This is a genomic window from Lachnoanaerobaculum orale (assembly GCF_003862485.1).
Classification (GTDB): Bacteria; Bacillota; Clostridia; order Lachnospirales; family Lachnospiraceae; genus Lachnoanaerobaculum; species Lachnoanaerobaculum orale.
The window spans coordinates 85,914-104,033 of the sequence record NZ_RRCM01000002.1 but is presented as its reverse complement, the minus strand read 5'-3'; the positions used below and the strand labels follow the sequence as shown (position 1 = coordinate 104,033).

The window sequence follows — 18,120 nt, the reverse complement described above, 5'->3', positions numbered from 1 at the left end:
AGAAAGATGAAAAGAGCAGATAATCCGGTAAGAGTATTTTTCTTACTGTTAGTTTTAGGACTTATAGTTTGGCTTATTTTTAACATGGGCAACCAACTAAGCAGCATAAAGCTGGATTCAAAGCAATTTGAAAAAGTGGTTGAAGAAAACAATATTTCATTGATAGAGATAAGACAGAATTCACAGACACCTACAGGTGAGGCGATAATACACTTTAACACTCAACAGGAATTCGGGAAATCCGAGGTACATTATTTTGTATCGGATGTAAACGAATTCACAAAGGAACTTAAAGAAAAGAACATAACCTATATATTGGATGATGTTCCGAGAGACAGTGTATTTACAAACACCATATTGCCGATAGGACTGACCGCCATAATGATCATATTGTTTATGATGTATATGAACGGCAGGATGGCGGCAGGAGGTAACGCCGGCAATAACAAGATGATGAACTTCGGCAAGAGCAGAGCAAAGATTGTAAAGTCCACAAATGTGAATTTTACAAAGGTGGCAGGACTTGAAGAAGAAAAGGAAGAACTGGCTGAGGTGGTGGACTTTTTAAGAGATCCCGGCAAGTATACAAAACTCGGTGCAAGAATCCCTAAAGGTATAATTCTTGTAGGACCTCCCGGAACAGGAAAGACACTTCTTGCAAAGGCTGTAGCAGGAGAGGCCGGAGTGCCTTTCTTTACAATATCAGGTTCGGACTTTGTAGAGATGTTTGTAGGTGTGGGTGCAAGCAGAGTAAGAGACCTCTTTGAAGACGCCAAGAAGAACGCACCGTGTATCGTCTTTATAGATGAGATTGATGCGGTCGGAAGAAGAAGAGGTTCAGGACTTGGCGGAAGCCATGATGAGAGAGAGCAGACGCTCAATCAGTTGCTTGTAGAGATGGACGGATTTGCAGGCAATCAGGGTATTATAGTGATGGCGGCGACCAACAGAGTGGATATACTTGATCCGGCACTTCTAAGACCTGGAAGATTTGACAGAAAAGTTGCGGTAGGCAGACCCGATGTGGCTGCAAGAGAGGCAATATTAAAGATACATGCGGCATCAAAACCTTTGGGAGATGATGTGGATTTACATTCGGTTGCAAGACAGACTTCAGGATTTACAGGTGCAGACCTTGAAAATCTTATGAATGAGGCGGCAATACTCTCTGCAAGAGAGGGAAAGAGATTTATATCTGCCGATGATATAAACAAGGCATTTATAAAAGTAGGAATAGGTACGGAGAAAAAGTCAAGGATAGTAAGTGAGAAGGAAAAGTCAATCACCGCATATCATGAGGCCGGACACGCAATACTCTTTAGAGAGCTTGACGGAGTGGGACCTGTACATACCATATCCATTATACCTACAGGCGTAAGTGCGGCAGGCTATACCATGCCTCTGCCCGGTGAAGATCAGATGTTTAATACCAAGTCAAAGATGCTTAATAATATCATGGTCAGCCTTGGCGGAAGAATAGCGGAAGAAATCATCTTCGGAGATATTACAACAGGTGCAAGCTCGGATATCAAGCAGGCGACAAGCGTAGCAAGAGCAATGGTAATGGAATTCGGTATGAATGAGAGAGCCGGACTTGTAAACTACGGAAATGAAGGAGATGAGATTTTCATAGGAAGGGACTTCGGGCAGACAAAGTCATACAGTGAAGAGACTGCAAATATGATTGACGAGGAAGTCAGAAAAATTATAAACGATTGTCATACAAAGGCAAAAGAGATAATAATGAAGAGAAAATATGTGCTTGACGCATGTGCGGCCCTTCTTATAGAAAAAGAGAAAATTGGTTTTGAAGAATTTGAGGCATTGTTTTAGATGAATATTGAAGGTATTTTTAGTGATGAGACAAACGAATATGTATCAATACAAAGCCTTAAGAATAGACAGAATATAAGAATACAGATTAGAATTTTTAAGGATGATAAACCGGATATTATATTGGTAAATCACCAAGATAACAGTGAAGTAGTGATGTCAAAGCTTCACTCAAGCGAGTATTTCGACTTTTACTACGCAGATTTAGAGGATAGGGATTATTTAAAGTATTATTTTAAGATAATTGACGGCGAAAAGACTTTGTTCTTTACAAGGTTCGGAGTTACGGATTATCTGAAGGAAGACGCATTATTTGAATACAACAAGGGCTTTACTTTGCCTGATTGGGCAAAGGGAGCTTTGATGTATCAGATTTTTATTGACAGATTCAATCGTGGAGATGAGACAAATGATGTTGTAGATGACGAGTATATCTACATAGGTTTGCCTGTGAAGCATAAGGAGAACTGGGACGAGTATCCTTCAAACTTTGATGTCGGATATTTCTATGGCGGAGACTTGGCAGGAGTTTTACAAAAACTGGACTACTTAAAGGACTTTGGGGTTGAGGTAATTTACTTTAACCCTCTCTTTGTATCACCGTCAAACCACAAATATGATACTCAGGATTATGACTATATAGATCCTCATATCGGTGTGATAGTGGAAGATGCAGACGGAGTGCTCGGTGAGGACGATACTGACAATAAAAATGCCACAAAGTATGTAAAGCGAGTTACCTGCAAGAAAAATCTTGAGGCAAGTAATGAGCTTTTTATAAGACTTGTAGAGGAAGCACATAAGAGAAATATTAAGGTTATAATTGACGGAGTTTTCAACCACTGCGGCTCATTTAACAAGTGGATGGACAAAGAAGGTATATATAAAAGAGCCGAAGATAAATATCCGATAGGTGCGTACTGGTCAAAGGAAAGTGAGTTCAGGCCGTATTTTAACTTTATCGGTAATGAATATGACGGATGGTGGGGACATGATACTCTGCCGAAGCTTTATTATGAGAACAGCAAAAAACTTATAGACGAGGTACTTGGTATAGCGAAAAAGTGGGTGTCACCGCCTTTTAATGTAGACGGTTGGCGACTTGATGTTGCGGCGGATTTGGGCTACAGCCATGAGTTCAACCACAGATTTTGGGCTATGTTCAGAAGTGCGGTAAAGTCTGCCAATAAAAATGCGGTTATTTTGGCGGAGCATTACGGTGATCCGAGTTTTTGGCTTGACGGCAAATGTTGGGACGGCGTAATGAACTATGACGGATTTATGGAGCCTGTAAGCTGGTTTTTGACAGGACTTGATAAGCACTCGGACAGAGCGGATATGAATCTGAAAGGAAACTCGGATGCATTCTTTCTTATGCTTAACAATGCACTTGGAAAGATGCCTTATGATTGTGCACTGGTATCAATGATTCAGCTTTCAAACCATGACCACTCAAGATTCCTTACAAGAACCAACGGCATTGTGGGAAGAATAAATACTCATAAGTCTGAGGATGCAAGTAGCGGCGTGAAGCTTGAGGTTATGAGACAGGCTATAATGATGCAGGTGACATTACCCGGAGCACCTACCGTATACTACGGCGATGAAGTGGGAGTATGCGGATTTACAGACCCTGACAGCAGAAGAACATATCCTTGGGGACATGAAAATCTTGAACTTTTAGAGTATCACAGGTATATGAACAGATGGCATAGGGTCAGAAAAGAATTAAAGAGCGGTTCGTTGATAAAGCTTATTTCAGCCGCAGGAGCGGTATGTTATGCCAGAGTTTTAAAGGACAATGTTTCGGTCATTGTTATCAATACAGGAGAATATGCAAAGAAAATAGATATACCTCTTTACCTTACAGGAATGAGAGACAATGCGATAATAAGCAGAGTGATCTATACCAACGGAACAGGCTACAATGTGGGCAGAGTGACATATGAAAATGACAACGGATATTTGAACATGGAGATAGAGCCACATTCAGGATATTTACTGGTCAGCGAAAACTTATAAAAGTTACATGGAGATTATATGCTACGGGATAGTGAAAAATATATAGGGAAGATGTTTGACAATACGGACTTGAAGGTGCTTATAGTCCCGCTTATTATAGAACAGTTCTTAGCTATAACTGTAGGTATGTCGGATACCGTAATGGTAAGCTTTGCAGGCGAGGCTGCGGTATCCGGTGTATCTCTTGTGGACATGGTCAACAATGTAATAATATCACTGCTTGCTGCACTGGCAACAGGCGGTGCGGTGGTGATCAGTCAGTTTATAGGTGCAAGAAGGCATGAAGATGCGTGTATGGCGGCTGCACAGCTTGAGCTTATGGCTTTTGTTGTAGCCGTCTTTATATCAATATTTTCAATAGCCTTTGCACATCCGCTGATATCAGTGCTTTTCGGAAATATAGACAGTGAAGTGTTTGAGGCGAGTAAGAAATACTTAATGATCACTGCAATAAGCTTTCCCATGCTTGCAATATACAACTCGGGAGCGGCAATATACAGAAGTATCGGAGATTCAAAGACTTCTATGAAGGTAAGTATACTCATGAATATAATAAATATTGTGGGTAATTATATAGGAGTATTTATACTTCATCTTGGCGTTGCAGGTGTGGCAATACCCAGTGTAATATCAAGAAGTGTGGCGGCGGTTGTGATAACAATACTTGCATCTAAAAATAAGGATGCAACGGTTTTTTTGAAGATTAAGGAAGTCTTTGGTATAAAGTCGGACTTTATGAGAAGGATTCTCTACATCGGAATACCGTCAGGTATTGAAAATTCATTATTTCAGGTTGGAAGAGTGGCGGTAGTCTCCATCATATCAAACTTCGGAAGAACTCAGATAGCCGCCAATGCTATTGCCAACAATCTGGACGGTCTGGGGGTAAATATGGGAAATGCAATAGGCATTGCCATGATTACCGTAATAGGCCGCTGTGTGGGAGCAGGTAAGTATAAGGAAGCCAAGTATTATGTAAAGAAGCTTATGTGCATGGGATATTTGGTTATTATAATACCTGCTTTAATTATTTTCTTATTCCAAAATTCCTTTATTTCAATATACAAAGTGCCTGATGCTACAAAGGAACTTACTGCAGTTTTGGTCTGGATACATATGGGCGTTGCCGTATTCTTGTGGCCGTTAAGCTTTATACTTCCGAACGCGTTAAGAGCAGGGAATGATGTTAAGTTTACAATGGGTATCAGCCTGTTTTCAATGGCGGTATTCAGATTCGGCACATCGCTTTTCATAGCAAAGGTATTCCATATAGGAGCCGTCGGAGTATGGTGCGCAATGATAATAGATTGGATTTTCAGATCCTCCAATTTTGTATACAGATTTGCATCCGGAAAGTGGTGGCATAAGGATTTAAAAAAGGAGTAATATGATAGTAGATTTACATTGTGATACGATAAGCGAAATATATAAGAAAAAAGGGCTGACTCTCAGGGAAAACAATCTGATGATTGATATAAAAAAGCTTAAAAAATCGGATGTAATCTTACAGTGCTTTGCAATGTTTACTCATCTTAAGGATGTGAGAGAACCTTATAATTATGTCAATGCTTTGATAGACCTGTATGAAGAAGAGATAGGGAAAAATAAAAGTGATATTGATTTTGCAAAAAATTACAGTGACATTTTAAAGAATTCAGACAATAATAAGATATCGGCTTTTTTGACCATAGAAGAGGGTGAGGCGATAGAGGGAAGTATTGAAAAGCTTGAGCATTTCTATAAAAGAGGCGTGAGAATGATGACTCTGACATGGAATTTTGAGAACTCTATCGGATTCGGAAATAAAAGAATCACAAAAAACGGTGAATTTGCAGGATATGTTCCGGATATCGAGAACGGACTGAAGCCTTTCGGTTTTGAAGTTGTAGAAAAAATGGAAGAACTGGGAATGATTGTAGATGTTTCACATATGTCGGATGCCGGAATTTATGATATAATTGATATGTCAAAGAGGCCTTTTGTTGCAAGTCATTCAAATGCCCGAGAGGTTTGTAATCATGCAAGGAATCTTACAGATGATATGATAAAAAAGATGGCGGACAAAGGTTGTATATCGGGACTTAATTTTTATCCCGAGTTTTTATCTACAGACTTTTCAAAAAGAGAGAGAAAAGCTTATATAAAAGATGCCGTAGAGATGTTAAAGTATATGGTAAAGGTGGGCGGAAGTGAGTTTGTTGCACTCGGTTCCGACTATGACGGCTTTGATGATACTCTTGAGTGGAAGGACGCTTCAGGGACAAAGGATTTGATTGATGCAATGGAAAGAGAAGGATTTGGTCACAGCCTCATTGAAAATATAACATATAAAAATGCACTGAGAGTAATAAAGGAAGTGGTAAAATGATTAGGTTTGTAATACTTATTTTAATACTTGTGGCTGTATGTGCCGTTTATACACTACATGCAAAGATGGAGGAAACTGAGGCGAAAAAGGGTGAAAAAAGCGGCGAAAAGATCATAGATGATATGATAAAGAACAATGTAATAGATGAAATAGCAAAGGGTAAGGATAGAGGCTAATGAGTACAGCAGTGGTATTAGATAGTAATTGCGGTTTGACCGGTGAAGAGGCAAAAAAATACGGTATGTATATTTTACCTATGCCGTTTATGATTGACGGCAAGGAGTATTTGGACGGAATAGATATTACACGTGAAGAGTTTTTAAAGAGGCAGGAAGAGGGAGCCGATATAGTTACTTCACAGCCTTCTCCTGAAAATGTTATGGATCTGTGGGATGAGCTTTTAAAGACATACGACTCTGTAATACATATACCTATGACATCAGGGCTTTCAGGTTCATGTGATACCGCCACCATGCTTGCAAGTGAGGACGAGTATGTAGGAAGAGTATTTGTAGTGGATGATAAGAGAATATCCGTTACACAGATAAGTGCGGGACTTGATGCGCTGACACTTATTGATGCCGGCTTTACACCTGATAAGATTAAAGAAAAGCTTGAAGCCGATGCTTTGAAGTCAGGCATTTATGTAATGGTCAGTGATATAAAATATTTGAAAAAGGGCGGAAGAATAACACCTATGGCGGCCGCACTTGCCTCACTTTTGAAGATAAAGCCGGTGCTTCAGCTTCATGAAGGAAAGATAGACGCCTATGCCAAGGCAAGAACGTTTAAGCAGGCAAAACAGATAATGGTGGAAGCTATAAAAAAAGACTTAAGCGAAAGACTGAATGACCCTATGTGTAAGGATTCCAGACTGATGATAGCACAGTACGGTTATCTTGATTTTGCAAAAGAGTTTGCCTCAGAGCTTGAGGCTGAGTTCGGTAAGGTTGAGACAGTCAATCTGTCACTGTCGGTTGCTACACATATAGGTCCCGGAACCGTGGCTTTGGCTGTTGCAAGAAAGATAAGTACAGACTGATATGGATGAGGAAAAGAAAAAATTCAAGTTTAAAATGCCTGCCGTAAGCTTTCGTTTACTGCTTACAATAGTATTTATAGTGTTAGGAATAGCACCTGTATTTATATATGGAAGGATGGTAAGCCGTACCAATCTTTCATCAAGGATTGATGCCAGAAAGATAGAGCTTCAGACCAAGGGACTTATGCTAAGCAATAAGCTTACAAGAGGCAATTTCTTGAAAGACCCTAAAGAAAGGGAGAGCCTTAATTCAGAGATAGATGCGGTGGCGGAAATCTATAACGGCAGAATAGTTGTTATAGATAAGTCATATAATACCATTGTAGATACTTTCAATCTGGCAGTCGGAAAGATAAATATAGCACCTGAGATAATAGATACTTTCAACGGTACAAATACAAATATTTACAACAGGAAAAAGTCATATATTTTGCAGACAATGCCTATATATGAGACAATAGACAATAAAAATATAGACGGTGTTTTATTATTTATTGCATCTACGGACAATTTGATTGCGGTAGCGGAAGGGGTAGGTAATACAGAGAGATTCCTTTATATTACATTGTCGGCCATAGTAGTTGTACTCTCTATAATAACGGCGGGCAGACTGCTTAGGCCGCTGACAAAACTGAGAGACGATATAGCAAGTATAGGGTACGGAAAGCTTGATCAAAAGCTTGAGCATAATGAGTATAAGCTTACAAAGTCCATATCCGAGAATATCAATACGACACTGGCAAAGTTACAGGCGGCGGACAAGTTAAGAGATGAGTTCGTGGCAAATGTGTCACATGAGCTGAAGACTCCTATCACCTCAATAAGAGTTTTGGCGGACTCGCTGATAGGTATGGAGAATGTGCCGAATGAGATGTATGCGGAGTTTATGCATGATATTTCAGATGAGATAGACAGAGAGGCAAAGATAATTGACGACCTTTTGTCACTTGTAAAGCTTGACAAGGCGGCAAATACATTGGTAACCGAGCAGGTGGATATCAATCAGCTTATAAAGCAGATATTAAAGAGACTAAGGCCTATAGCCGATAAAAGAGATATTGAGCTGACATTTGAGACTATCAGAGAGGTGAGTGCGGATGTGGACGAGACCAAGCTTTCACTTGCCATCAACAATCTGATAGAAAATGCCATAAAATATAATAAGGACGGCGGTTTTGTAAAGGTAAGTATTGACGCCGACCACAAGTTTTTCTATATTCAGGTAAAGGACTCCGGAGACGGCATTGCACCTGAATATCAGGATCTTATATTTGAAAGGTTTTACCGTATTGACAAGGCAAGATCAAGACAGACAGGCGGTACAGGACTTGGGCTTGCAATTACCAGAAATGTAGTGCATCTGCATGACGGTATTATAAAAGTGTCAAGTAAAGAGGGCGAGGGAACCACCTTCACAGTAAGAATTCCTCTGAATCATGTAAAAAGGAGGGATAAAAAATGAAAAATAAAATCTTACTTTTTTTGATGATACTGTTTTCATTTAGCCTTACAGCTTGTAAGAAGAAAGATGATAAACCTCTTTCAGAAACCGAATACTATGTATATTATATAAATACCGCAATGGACAAGCTTGTAGAAAACAGATATACGGTCTCACTCCCAAATGATGATGTGGACGAACTGGTGGATGAGCTTATGACACAGTTTTTAAAAGTGCCGGATGATCTGGAGGCATTAAGCGCGTTGCCTGACAAGGTTACATTTCAGGGATTTAACAGAGACGGTAATATACTGTATCTGAACTTTGATACCAATTATCAAAGCATGGATGTGAGCAGAGAGGTGCTTGCAAGAGCGGCACTGGCAAAGACTCTGACGCAGATAGACGGAATAGATTATATAAGTATTCGTTCAGGAGACCAGCCGCTTATCAATGCGCTTGGAGAGAATGTTGGACTTATAAGTTCAAGCAATTTTATAAACAGTGTATCAAATGTAAACAGCTTTGAAAAAGCAACTCTGACACTGTATTTTGCAGATGAAGAAGGAACGAAGCTGGTGCCTGAGACCAGAGAGATGTTCTACGATATGAACACTTCAAAAGAGAGACTTATAATAGACGAGCTTATGAAGGGACCGGCCAATACGAGACTTAAGGCCACTATACCTAATGATACGAAGGTTATAAGTGTCACTGTGAATGAAGGCATTTGCTATGTAAATTTTGATGAAGGCTTTTTAAATGCATTGCCTGATGTTTTGGACAGTATTACAATATATTCAATAGTGGATTCACTTTCCGAACTGCCGAATATATCTCGTGTGCAGATACTGGTAAACGGTAAATCAGATAAAAATTATAATTCGATTTCTTTGGGGACTTCTGTAGAGAGAAATCTTGACTATGTAAAAGAGGAAAAATAATGAAAAGACCATGTGTACTTATAGTAACGGCCTGCCTGCTTGGAGAGCTTATGGGATGTTATATAAGTATACTGAAACTTGGGGTGATTTGTGTCATCCCGGTTTCGGTCTGTCTTATCTTAGTATTCAAAAAAATAATTCAAATCAAAAAAATATATATTCTTATTTTCTTTACCTTCTTTATTATATTCACGCTTAGAATCAAGTATGAAATCCGATTTGAAAGAGAATTTGTATCACAGAATGTGGACAACAAAAAAGAAAATAAATATGTTTGCAAAAATATAAAAAGTATCGGCTTCAAGGATGATATGGTGATTTTTACATCAAGGGGTATGATATATTATCTGGACGCGGATAAGTTTTACGGCGATATAAGTATAGGTAACAGCGTCAGTTTTTACGGAAAGGCGGAAGAGATAAAAAGTAATCCAAACCCCGGCGAATTTGATGCAAAAAACTACTACAGAACAAAGGGTATATACTGTAAAATGACTGTAAACAAATATACCGTTACAGATAAAAGCTGTGACCTTATAGGTTGTTTTTTCTTTAATCTGCGACAGTATTTGTCTAAAAGAATAGAGAGTATATTTGATGAAAAAACTGCGGGACTTATAAAAGCGATTTTGCTTGGGGTAAGGGCTGACCTTGATAAAGATGTATACAAAATGTATCAAAAAAACGGTATTGCACACCTGTTGGCAATATCCGGTCTTCATGTCTCATTGCTTGGAATCGGTCTTTATAAGCTTTTAAGGAAAATATTGCAAAGAAGTTTTTTATTTTCGGCAGGATTCGCAAGTATATTTCTGCTGTTTTACGGGCTTTTGGTAGGTGACGGTGTAAGCATCGCAAGAGCGGGAGTTATGCTTGTACTTTATTTTATCGCGGAGGTACTTGGAAGAAGCTACTGTCTGATATCGGCACTTTGCATCAGTGCGGTAATTATATGTTTTATATCTCCGTTTGAAGTTTTTGGAGTAAGCTTTCAACTCTCATTCGGAGCCGTGTTAAGTCTTGGCGGAGTGCTTGCATTTGTGCTGAAGAAATTAAAAAAAGAAAAGAAAAACTTCAGTGAAAAAGTATTTGAAGTAATGCTTGTAAGTATCGGAGTTCAGATTCTGACGTTGCCGCTTATTCTATACTATTTTTATACTTTTCCGGTATACGCTTTTTTATTAAACATCGTGGTGATTCCGCTTATGAGCTTTGTGCTGTATTCTTCTATATTATCACTTGTGTTTAATATAGTCGGTGTATTTTTATATAAGTATATTAGCCTTATTGCAGTGGGTATTTTAGATTTCTATGAGTTTATCTGTGAAGCGGCAAGTCGTTTGCCTTTGCATAGGCTTGTCTTTGGCAGACCGGATATTATACAGATTTTTATCTATTACACTGTATTGACTGTATTGACAGCTTTGACAATTTTTAAGAAGAAAAGAGTTTTTTTACTGCTTTGTATTCCGTCTGTTTTTATTTTATTTCCGTTTTTTAAAAGAGATGAGGTGATTTACTTGGATGTGGGACAGGGTGACGGCATCTATATGCATATTGATGACAATGATATTTTGATAGATTGCGGCAGCACCTCAAAGCTTTCTCTGGGTGAGTATACTATGGAGCCGTTTTTATTGTATAAGGGTGTGGATGATATAGAGATGTCCTTTGTCACACATTCAGATATTGACCATATAAGCGGAGTGTTGTATCTGCTTGAGAGTGATATAAGGATTGAAAATTTGTACCTGCCTTATCAGGCAATGAATGATACCTCGTATGATGAATTGAAGCAAAAGGCGGCAAACTGCGGGACTAATGTGGTGTATTTAAGCAGAGGTGATCACTTAAACCTCGGGCATTTAAAGATTGAATGTCTGTGGCCCGATAAGAAGCCTAAGGAAAATGTAAACGAGCAAAGCCAGACATTTATTGTAGAGGCTTTTGATAAAAGATTATTGTTTACAGGAGATATCGGTAGGTCAAGTGAAGAGAGTATTTTAAAATACGGTGATATCGGCAAGGTTGACATACTGAAGGTGGCACACCACGGCTCAAAAAACTCTTCTTTAAAAGCCTTTATAGAGAATGTAAGTCCTACCTACGCGGTTATATCCTACGGTAAGAACAACCACTACGGCCACCCAAGCAGTGAAACTCTGGATACATTGAAAGAAAACGGCTGCACTATTTATGAAACGGCAAAGATGGGAGCGATAGAGGTGAAGCTAAGGTAAGAGAATATAGTATCGGTTATTTAATTTGTGCTTTAAACATTCTTTTAGTCTACCGGTATGAGAATACCTTTTTGTAAACAATTGTTAAACGAAAGTTCCCCTATGACAAAATACAAATCATAGGGGACCTTATATTATGAGTAAATACTATCTGAATACGATTAAGTTTTAAAAGTGAACAGCAACAAATCCACACTATATCGACATAACGTTTTTAAGTGTAAACTTATTTGTCACCATAGTGAGAACCACACTGTATTATTTCAATACTGTTTTCGAATATTCTAAATACAATTCGATTTTTTTCATCAATACGAACACTCCAATATCCTGAAAGGTTTCCACTAAGCGGTTCAGGCTTTCCGGTACACTCATATCCGTTTCTATCAATATCTGTTAATAATCTGTGGATTTTCTTTAAAATCTTTTTATCGTGTGTTTGCCAATAAAGATATTCTTCCCATGCATTATCATCCCATAGTTTTCGCATTATTCAACTCCCGTTAATTCATGTTCTTTTAACACGCTTTTCCCTGTGCGAATATTGGCGATTCTTCTCTCCAATTCATCCATATTTTCTTTACTGAAGAAAGGATCTGCAGATACTTCAAAAGGTATTCGTCGCTCTGCCCCAAGTCTTTTTAAATAGATATTAACTGCTGTAGACATTGACATTCCAATATCTTTACATACTTTCTCTGCATTCATTTTTACATCATCATCAATTCTTAAGCTAATCTGTGCCATAATAATTCTCCTCACTTTTAGTTTATTGTATTCTATTTACACTAAAATGTAAAGCGTTTCACTTACATTATCACCTAAACAACCTGATTTGACAACTGAGTTCATATAAAACTTATATTGTAAGAAGTGGTGCGTTTGTTAGTAATATAAATTTTTTAAAAGTAGAAAAAATATTTTTAAAATAGTAAAATATACTCAGTTTGTTGATAAACATAAAATATTTTAGAGATAATTATGAATGGAGATATTATGCAGGAGTTTTTTGATTTGGTTGAAGAAGATGAGTTGGTAAAGATTCTTTCAAATGCGGTGGATATAAAAAGTACCAATCCTACAGGAAATGAAAGGCCTATGTGTGAATATGTCGAAGGACTTTTGAAAGAAAACGGTATAGAGTATTCTATAGTACCTGTGGAAAAGGACAGGTATGATATTTTGGCTAAAATAAAGGGAGCAACCAAAAAAGATGCTATAGTATTTACAGGGCATATGGATGTGGTACCTGTATCTGATGACGAGATGAAAAGATGGAATACACCGCCTTTTACTTCCACTATAAAGGATGGCAAACTCTACGGCAGAGGAAGTGCGGATATGAAGAGCGGACTTTTAAGTGCGCTGTATGCTATGATACTTTTAAAGAGAAACAATATTACTCCGAAAAGAGATATAATACTTGCGGCAACTATTGATGAAGAAAATTATATGAAGGGTTCAAGAGCATTATATAAAAATCCGGTATTTGATACTGCAAAGTATCTGGTGGTTTGTGAGCCTACAAATATGCATATATGTAATGAACAAAAGGGCAGGACATGGGCGGATATCTGTGTACACGGTATGACTGCACACGGTTCTCAAAAAGGTGTGGGAGAGAATGCGATATATCTTGCAATAAAACTTATAGAAAAGATAAAGCATACAGAGTTTAAGGAGTATCCGGATACATTTTGGCGTACACTTGCTATAAATGCCGGAGTGGAGCCTCAGGTAGTGCCTGACAGATGTGTATTTACTGTGGATGCAAGACTACAGGTGGGACATGAGCCAAGCAAGATATGGGAAAAGCTTGAAGAGCTGATAAAAGAGATAAAGGATGAAAATCCGCATTTTGACGCAACATATGAGATTGCCGATATGAGAGATTCATGGCATACGGATAAAGAAAACGAACTTATAAAGGCGATAAGTTCAAGCCTTGAAAACCTGAGAACAGAGCCTTGCTTTGAAACCTTCTCAGGTTCGACAGATGCAAGTAAACTTATAAAGAACGGACTCGTCCCTGTAATAATAGGCCCCGGAGATTTGGCTGTGGTACATAGGGAGAATGAATATGTAGAGCTGAAGCAGTTGTTTGAGTCCTGTAGGTTGTATATGGATATAATGACCGGATTGTAAGAACCTCAAAAAAATGGTATTATAAGCATTATTATCAACTTTTAACGATAGGAAGAAAAGATGACTGTTGACCAGAGTAAGATTAGAAATTTTTGTATTATTGCACATATAGACCATGGTAAGTCTACACTTGCAGACAGGATTATAGAAAAGACCGGACTGTTGACCAGCAGAGAGATGCAGGCACAGGTGCTTGACAATATGGACTTGGAGCGTGAGAGAGGCATTACCATAAAAAGTCAGGCGGTAAGAACAGTATACAAAGCAAATGACGGCAATGAATACATATTCAATTTGATAGATACACCGGGGCATGTAGACTTCAACTATGAGGTGTCAAGATCACTTGCGGCCTGTGACGGAGCAATACTTGTAGTGGATGCGGCACAGGGAATAGAAGCGCAGACTCTTGCCAATGTATATATGGCACTTGACCATGACCTTGAAGTGTTCCCGGTTATAAATAAGGTGGATTTGCCGAGTGCGGACCCTGACCTTGTTGCAAGTGAGATAGAAGATGTTATAGGTATTGAGGCACATGATGCACCGCGAATATCCGCAAAAATGGGACTTAATATAGAGGACGTACTTGAAGCGATAGTAGCCAAAATTCCTTCACCTAACGGAGATATCAATGCACCGCTTCAGGCACTTATATTTGACTCCATATACGACTCATATAAGGGAGTAATAGTCTTTGTGCGTATAAAAGAAGGCAGTGTAAAAAAAGGTGACGCCATAAAGATGATGGCAACAGGTGCTGTGGAAGAAGTAGTGGAAGTAGGATATTTCGGCGCAGGACAGTTTATCCCATGTGATGAACTCTCTGCAGGAATGGTAGGGTATATCACCGCAAGTATCAAGAATGTAAAAGATACAAGAGTCGGTGATACCATTACACTTAACAACAATCCTTGTAAAGAGGCGCTTCCCGGATATAAAAAGGTTACTTCCATGGTGTACTGCGGACTCTATCCGGCGGACGGAGCAAAGTATAATGACTTAAGAGAGGCACTTGAAAAATTGCAGCTTAACGACGCATCACTTTTCTTTGAACCTGAGACCTCACTGGCACTTGGATTCGGATTCAGATGCGGATTCTTAGGGCTTTTGCACCTTGAAGTAATACAGGAAAGACTTGAAAGAGAATATAATCTTGACCTTGTGACCACAGCTCCGGGAGTTGTATACAAGGTATTTAAGACAAACGGTGAAGTGATAGAACTTACCAATCCTTCAAACCTGCCCGACCCTTCAGAGATAGAGCATATGGAAGAACCTATAGTTTCCGCAGAGATAATGCTTACCAAGGAATTCGTGGGATCCATTATGAATCTGTGTCAGGAGAGAAGAGGTGTATATCTTGGAATGGAGTATATAGAGGAAAATCGTGCCATTTTAAGATATGATTTGCCGCTCAACGAGATAATATATGATTTCTTTGATGCATTAAAGTCAAGGTCAAGAGGTTATGCTTCACTTGATTACGACCTGAAGGGATATGTTCCTTCAAAACTTGTAAAACTTGATATATTGATAAATAAGGAAGAAGTGGATGCACTCTCATTTATAGTTCACGCAGACTCCGCTTACGAACGAGGCAGAAAGATGTGTGAGAAATTAAAAGAAGAGATACCGAGACACCTGTTTGAGATACCTATACAGGCGGCGGTCGGATCAAAGGTCATTGCAAGAGAGACTGTAAAGGCAATGAGAAAAGACGTACTTGCAAAGTGCTACGGAGGAGATATTACCAGAAAGAGAAAACTGCTTGAAAAGCAAAAAGAGGGTAAGAAGAGAATGAGACAGATCGGTAATGTCGAAATCCCTCAAAAGGCATTTATGAGTGTACTGAAATTGGATGAGGATTAGATAATGTCTATGAAAAAGTTGGAATTATATGTACATATACCTTTTTGTGAAAAAAAATGCGGATACTGTGATTTTTTGTCGTTTGCAGCAGATGACAGTGAGAAAAGAGCCTATGTTGCACAGCTTACAGAGGAGATAAGAGCACAGGGAGAAAACTACAGAGATTATTTGGTCAGCTCCATATTTATAGGCGGAGGCACTCCGACCACACTCAGCGGTATATGGATACTTGAGATAATGAATACCATACGTGAAAGCTTTATTGTGGCAACTGATGCTGAAATCACTATAGAGTGTAACCCGGGTACATTGTCAAAGAGCAAGATAATGCATATCAAAAAGGCGGGTATAAACAGAATAAGCTTCGGATTGCAAAGCAGTATAGAAAAAGAGCTTGAAGCGCTTGGCAGAATACATACTTATAAGGACTTTTTGCAAAGTTATCAGCTTGCAAGAGAGTTCGGATTCACAAATATCAATGTGGACCTTATGAGCGGACTGCCTTATCAGACAGTTGACAGCTATAAGACTACCCTAAAGAGAGTTTGTGAGCTTAGACCTGAACATATCAGTGCGTATTCATTGATTGTAGAACCGGATACACCTTTCTTTGACAAGTACGGCAGTGAAGAGGGGAAAGCTTTGCTTCCTGATGAAAATGTGGACAGAGAAATGTATGCCGTAACAAAGGATATCCTGAAAGAGCACGGATATGAGAGATATGAGATAAGCAACTACTCAAAGCCCGGCAGAGAGTGTAGGCACAATATAGGGTATTGGACCGGGGTATCATATCTGGGACTTGGAGTAGGCGCATCGGGATATGTGATGAACAGGCGTTTCCATGTAGAGGGCGACTACAAAAAGTATATGAATATCAAGATGCAGCAGGATATTACGCCGCTTTATTGCGACATAGAAGAGCTTGATAAAAAGGCAAATATGGAAGAGTTTATGTTCCTCGGATTAAGGCTGACAAGAGGAGTCTCAAGGCATGAGTTCAATGAAAAGTTCGGTATAGATATGTTTGAGCTGTATGACAGACAGATAAAGAGAAATATTATGTTGAATCTTATGGAGTACAATTCACCTTATCTGAGACTTACAGACAAGGGACTTGATTTAAGCAATATGGTTATGAGTGACTTTTTATTAGACTGAGGATAATTTTATGCTATATTTTATAAACGATTACAGTGAGGGTATGGCACCTGAGATTTTGGATGCGATGGCTTCAAGCAATATGTCAAAGCAGTCAGGCTACGGCGACGATGAATTTTGTATATCCGCAAAGGAAAAGATAAAAAAAGAAATAGGCAAAGATGCCGAGATTTTCTTTGTAAGCGGAGGAACTCAGGCAAATAAGATAGTTATAGCAAGTGTTTTAAAAAACTTTGAAGGTGTGATAGCCGCCGATACGGGACATATAGCGGTACATGAAGCAGGAGCTATAGAAAATACAGGGCATAAGGTTTTTACTTTAAAGTCAAAGGACGGTAAGATTGATGCAGGCGGTATAAAGAGATTTTGTGAAAATTTCTATGCGGATGTCAATCATGAGCATATGGTGTATCCCGGAATGGTATATATTTCCCAGCCGACAGAGTACGGAACACTGTATTCAAAGAAAGAACTTGAAGAGATAAATAAAGTCTGCAAAGAGTATGAACTTTTGCTTTTCGCAGACGGTGCAAGGCTTGCCTATGCACTTGGAAGCAGCGAATGTGATACTTCACTTAAAAGTATTGCAGATCTTTGTGACGTATTCTATATAGGCGGTACAAAATGCGGCGCTTTACTTGGAGAAGCTATAGTCTTTACAAACAAGGATATTTGTAAGCATTTCTTTACAAATATGAAGCTCTTCGGCGGAGTACTTGCAAAGTCAAGAGTAATGGGAATACAGTTTGATGTACTGTTTAGTAACGGATTGTATGAAAGGCTTGGAAAAACAGGTGTGGATGCCGCAATGAAGATAAAGCGGGCGCTTACAGAAAAGGGCTATGAACTCTACCTTGATTCTCCGACCAACCAGCAGTTTATTGTGGTAGACGATTTACAAAGAGAGAAACTTTCTGAAAATGTCGCGTTCGGATTTATGGAGACACTTGAAAACGGAAAACATGTGATAAGATTTTGTACAAGCTGGGCTACAGACGACGAAGATGTAAATAAGTTGATAGAGATATTATAAAGGTGAATGTATTTGTTAA

The 18,120-nt window shown here is 38.8% G+C and carries 15 protein-coding genes; 13 read left to right on the top strand and 2 right to left on the bottom strand.

Annotation, left to right across the window (positions count from 1 at the left end):
* Positions 1–6: 6 nt before the first annotated feature.
* The 9 genes from ftsH to EHW90_RS10585 are packed head-to-tail and all read left to right on the top strand — an operon-like array spanning position 7 to position 11,890.
* A complete protein-coding gene (ftsH, locus tag EHW90_RS10625) occupies positions 7–1,833 on the top strand; it encodes an ATP-dependent zinc metalloprotease FtsH (protein ID WP_124952748.1) in 1,827 nt (608 codons plus the stop codon).
* Positions 1,834–3,855: a glycoside hydrolase family 13 protein gene (locus EHW90_RS10620; protein WP_124952747.1), complete on the top strand. Its 2,022-nt coding sequence runs from the start codon at positions 1,834–1,836 to the stop codon at positions 3,853–3,855.
* 18 nt (positions 3,856–3,873) lie between these two features.
* Positions 3,874–5,241 (top strand): MATE family efflux transporter, encoded by a 1,368-nt coding sequence (locus EHW90_RS10615; protein WP_124952746.1) that lies wholly within the window; start codon positions 3,874–3,876, stop codon positions 5,239–5,241.
* 1 nt (position 5,242) lies between these two features.
* Positions 5,243–6,223 (top strand): dipeptidase, encoded by a 981-nt coding sequence (locus tag EHW90_RS10610; protein ID WP_124952745.1) that lies wholly within the window; start codon positions 5,243–5,245, stop codon positions 6,221–6,223.
* Complete coding sequence (locus EHW90_RS10605; protein ID WP_124952744.1) at positions 6,220–6,399, top strand: ErpG protein; 180 nt, start codon at positions 6,220–6,222, stop codon at positions 6,397–6,399. The genes EHW90_RS10610 and EHW90_RS10605 overlap by 4 nt, the downstream gene beginning before the upstream one ends.
* Positions 6,399–7,265: a DegV family protein gene (locus tag EHW90_RS10600; RefSeq protein WP_124952743.1), complete on the top strand. Its 867-nt coding sequence runs from the start codon at positions 6,399–6,401 to the stop codon at positions 7,263–7,265. Before EHW90_RS10605 ends, EHW90_RS10600 begins: the two co-directional genes overlap by 1 nt.
* A gap of 1 nt (position 7,266) precedes the next feature.
* The gene (locus EHW90_RS10595) at positions 7,267–8,727 is read left to right on the top strand and encodes a sensor histidine kinase (RefSeq protein ID WP_124952742.1); all 1,461 of its coding nucleotides are present in this window, start codon (positions 7,267–7,269) and stop codon (positions 8,725–8,727) included.
* Complete coding sequence (locus EHW90_RS10590; RefSeq protein ID WP_124952741.1) at positions 8,724–9,650, top strand: GerMN domain-containing protein; 927 nt, start codon at positions 8,724–8,726, stop codon at positions 9,648–9,650. The genes EHW90_RS10595 and EHW90_RS10590 overlap by 4 nt, the downstream gene beginning before the upstream one ends.
* The gene (locus tag EHW90_RS10585) at positions 9,650–11,890 is read left to right on the top strand and encodes a DNA internalization-related competence protein ComEC/Rec2 (RefSeq protein ID WP_124952740.1); all 2,241 of its coding nucleotides are present in this window, start codon (positions 9,650–9,652) and stop codon (positions 11,888–11,890) included. Before EHW90_RS10590 ends, EHW90_RS10585 begins: the two co-directional genes overlap by 1 nt.
* 226 nt (positions 11,891–12,116) lie before the next feature.
* Here the strand turns inward: EHW90_RS10585 and EHW90_RS10580 are convergent, their stop codons facing one another.
* Positions 12,117–12,380 (bottom strand): Txe/YoeB family addiction module toxin, encoded by a 264-nt coding sequence (locus EHW90_RS10580; RefSeq protein WP_060930883.1) that lies wholly within the window; start codon positions 12,378–12,380, stop codon positions 12,117–12,119.
* Positions 12,380–12,637, bottom strand: coding sequence for a type II toxin-antitoxin system RelB/DinJ family antitoxin (locus EHW90_RS10575; RefSeq protein ID WP_124952739.1), 258 nt, complete (start codon positions 12,635–12,637; stop codon positions 12,380–12,382). Before EHW90_RS10575 ends, EHW90_RS10580 begins: the two co-directional genes overlap by 1 nt.
* A gap of 249 nt (positions 12,638–12,886) precedes the next feature.
* On the opposite strand from EHW90_RS10575, the gene EHW90_RS10570 reads away from it, so the two are divergent.
* From EHW90_RS10570 to EHW90_RS10555, 4 genes are read left to right on the top strand one after another with little or no spacing between them, the layout of a single operon-like run.
* Positions 12,887–14,035 carry a M20 family metallopeptidase gene (locus tag EHW90_RS10570; RefSeq protein ID WP_124952925.1) on the top strand — a complete coding sequence of 383 codons (1,149 nt, stop codon included), beginning with the start codon at positions 12,887–12,889 and terminating at the stop codon, positions 14,033–14,035.
* A gap of 60 nt (positions 14,036–14,095) precedes the next feature.
* Complete coding sequence (gene lepA / locus EHW90_RS10565; protein ID WP_124952738.1) at positions 14,096–15,907, top strand: translation elongation factor 4; 1,812 nt, start codon at positions 14,096–14,098, stop codon at positions 15,905–15,907.
* 3 nt (positions 15,908–15,910) lie between these two features.
* Positions 15,911–17,068, top strand: coding sequence for a radical SAM family heme chaperone HemW (gene hemW, locus EHW90_RS10560; protein WP_124952737.1), 1,158 nt, complete (start codon positions 15,911–15,913; stop codon positions 17,066–17,068).
* 10 nt (positions 17,069–17,078) lie between these two features.
* Positions 17,079–18,101 carry a threonine aldolase family protein gene (locus tag EHW90_RS10555; RefSeq protein ID WP_124952736.1) on the top strand — a complete coding sequence of 341 codons (1,023 nt, stop codon included), beginning with the start codon at positions 17,079–17,081 and terminating at the stop codon, positions 18,099–18,101.
* Positions 18,102–18,120 lie beyond the last annotated feature (19 nt).

Bases quoted from the DNA above. Each gene is read 5' to 3' on its own strand.
- ftsH (WP_124952748.1), top strand. From the start codon at position 7: ATGAAAAGAGCAGATAATCCGGTAAGAGTATTTTTCTTACTGTTAGTT.
- EHW90_RS10620 (WP_124952747.1), top strand. From the start codon at position 1,834: ATGAATATTGAAGGTATTTTTAGTGATGAGACAAACGAATATGTATCA.
- EHW90_RS10615 (WP_124952746.1), top strand. From the start codon at position 3,874: ATGCTACGGGATAGTGAAAAATATATAGGGAAGATGTTTGACAATACG.
- EHW90_RS10610 (WP_124952745.1), top strand. From the start codon at position 5,243: ATGATAGTAGATTTACATTGTGATACGATAAGCGAAATATATAAGAAA.
- EHW90_RS10605 (WP_124952744.1), top strand. From the start codon at position 6,220: ATGATTAGGTTTGTAATACTTATTTTAATACTTGTGGCTGTATGTGCC.
- EHW90_RS10600 (WP_124952743.1), top strand. From the start codon at position 6,399: ATGAGTACAGCAGTGGTATTAGATAGTAATTGCGGTTTGACCGGTGAA.
- EHW90_RS10595 (WP_124952742.1), top strand. From the start codon at position 7,267: ATGGATGAGGAAAAGAAAAAATTCAAGTTTAAAATGCCTGCCGTAAGC.
- EHW90_RS10590 (WP_124952741.1), top strand. From the start codon at position 8,724: ATGAAAAATAAAATCTTACTTTTTTTGATGATACTGTTTTCATTTAGC.
- EHW90_RS10585 (WP_124952740.1), top strand. From the start codon at position 9,650: ATGAAAAGACCATGTGTACTTATAGTAACGGCCTGCCTGCTTGGAGAG.
- EHW90_RS10580 (WP_060930883.1), bottom strand. From the start codon at position 12,380: ATGCGAAAACTATGGGATGATAATGCATGGGAAGAATATCTTTATTGG.
- EHW90_RS10575 (WP_124952739.1), bottom strand. From the start codon at position 12,637: ATGGCACAGATTAGCTTAAGAATTGATGATGATGTAAAAATGAATGCA.
- EHW90_RS10570 (WP_124952925.1), top strand. From the start codon at position 12,887: ATGCAGGAGTTTTTTGATTTGGTTGAAGAAGATGAGTTGGTAAAGATT.
- lepA (WP_124952738.1), top strand. From the start codon at position 14,096: ATGACTGTTGACCAGAGTAAGATTAGAAATTTTTGTATTATTGCACAT.
- hemW (WP_124952737.1), top strand. From the start codon at position 15,911: ATGTCTATGAAAAAGTTGGAATTATATGTACATATACCTTTTTGTGAA.
- EHW90_RS10555 (WP_124952736.1), top strand. From the start codon at position 17,079: ATGCTATATTTTATAAACGATTACAGTGAGGGTATGGCACCTGAGATT.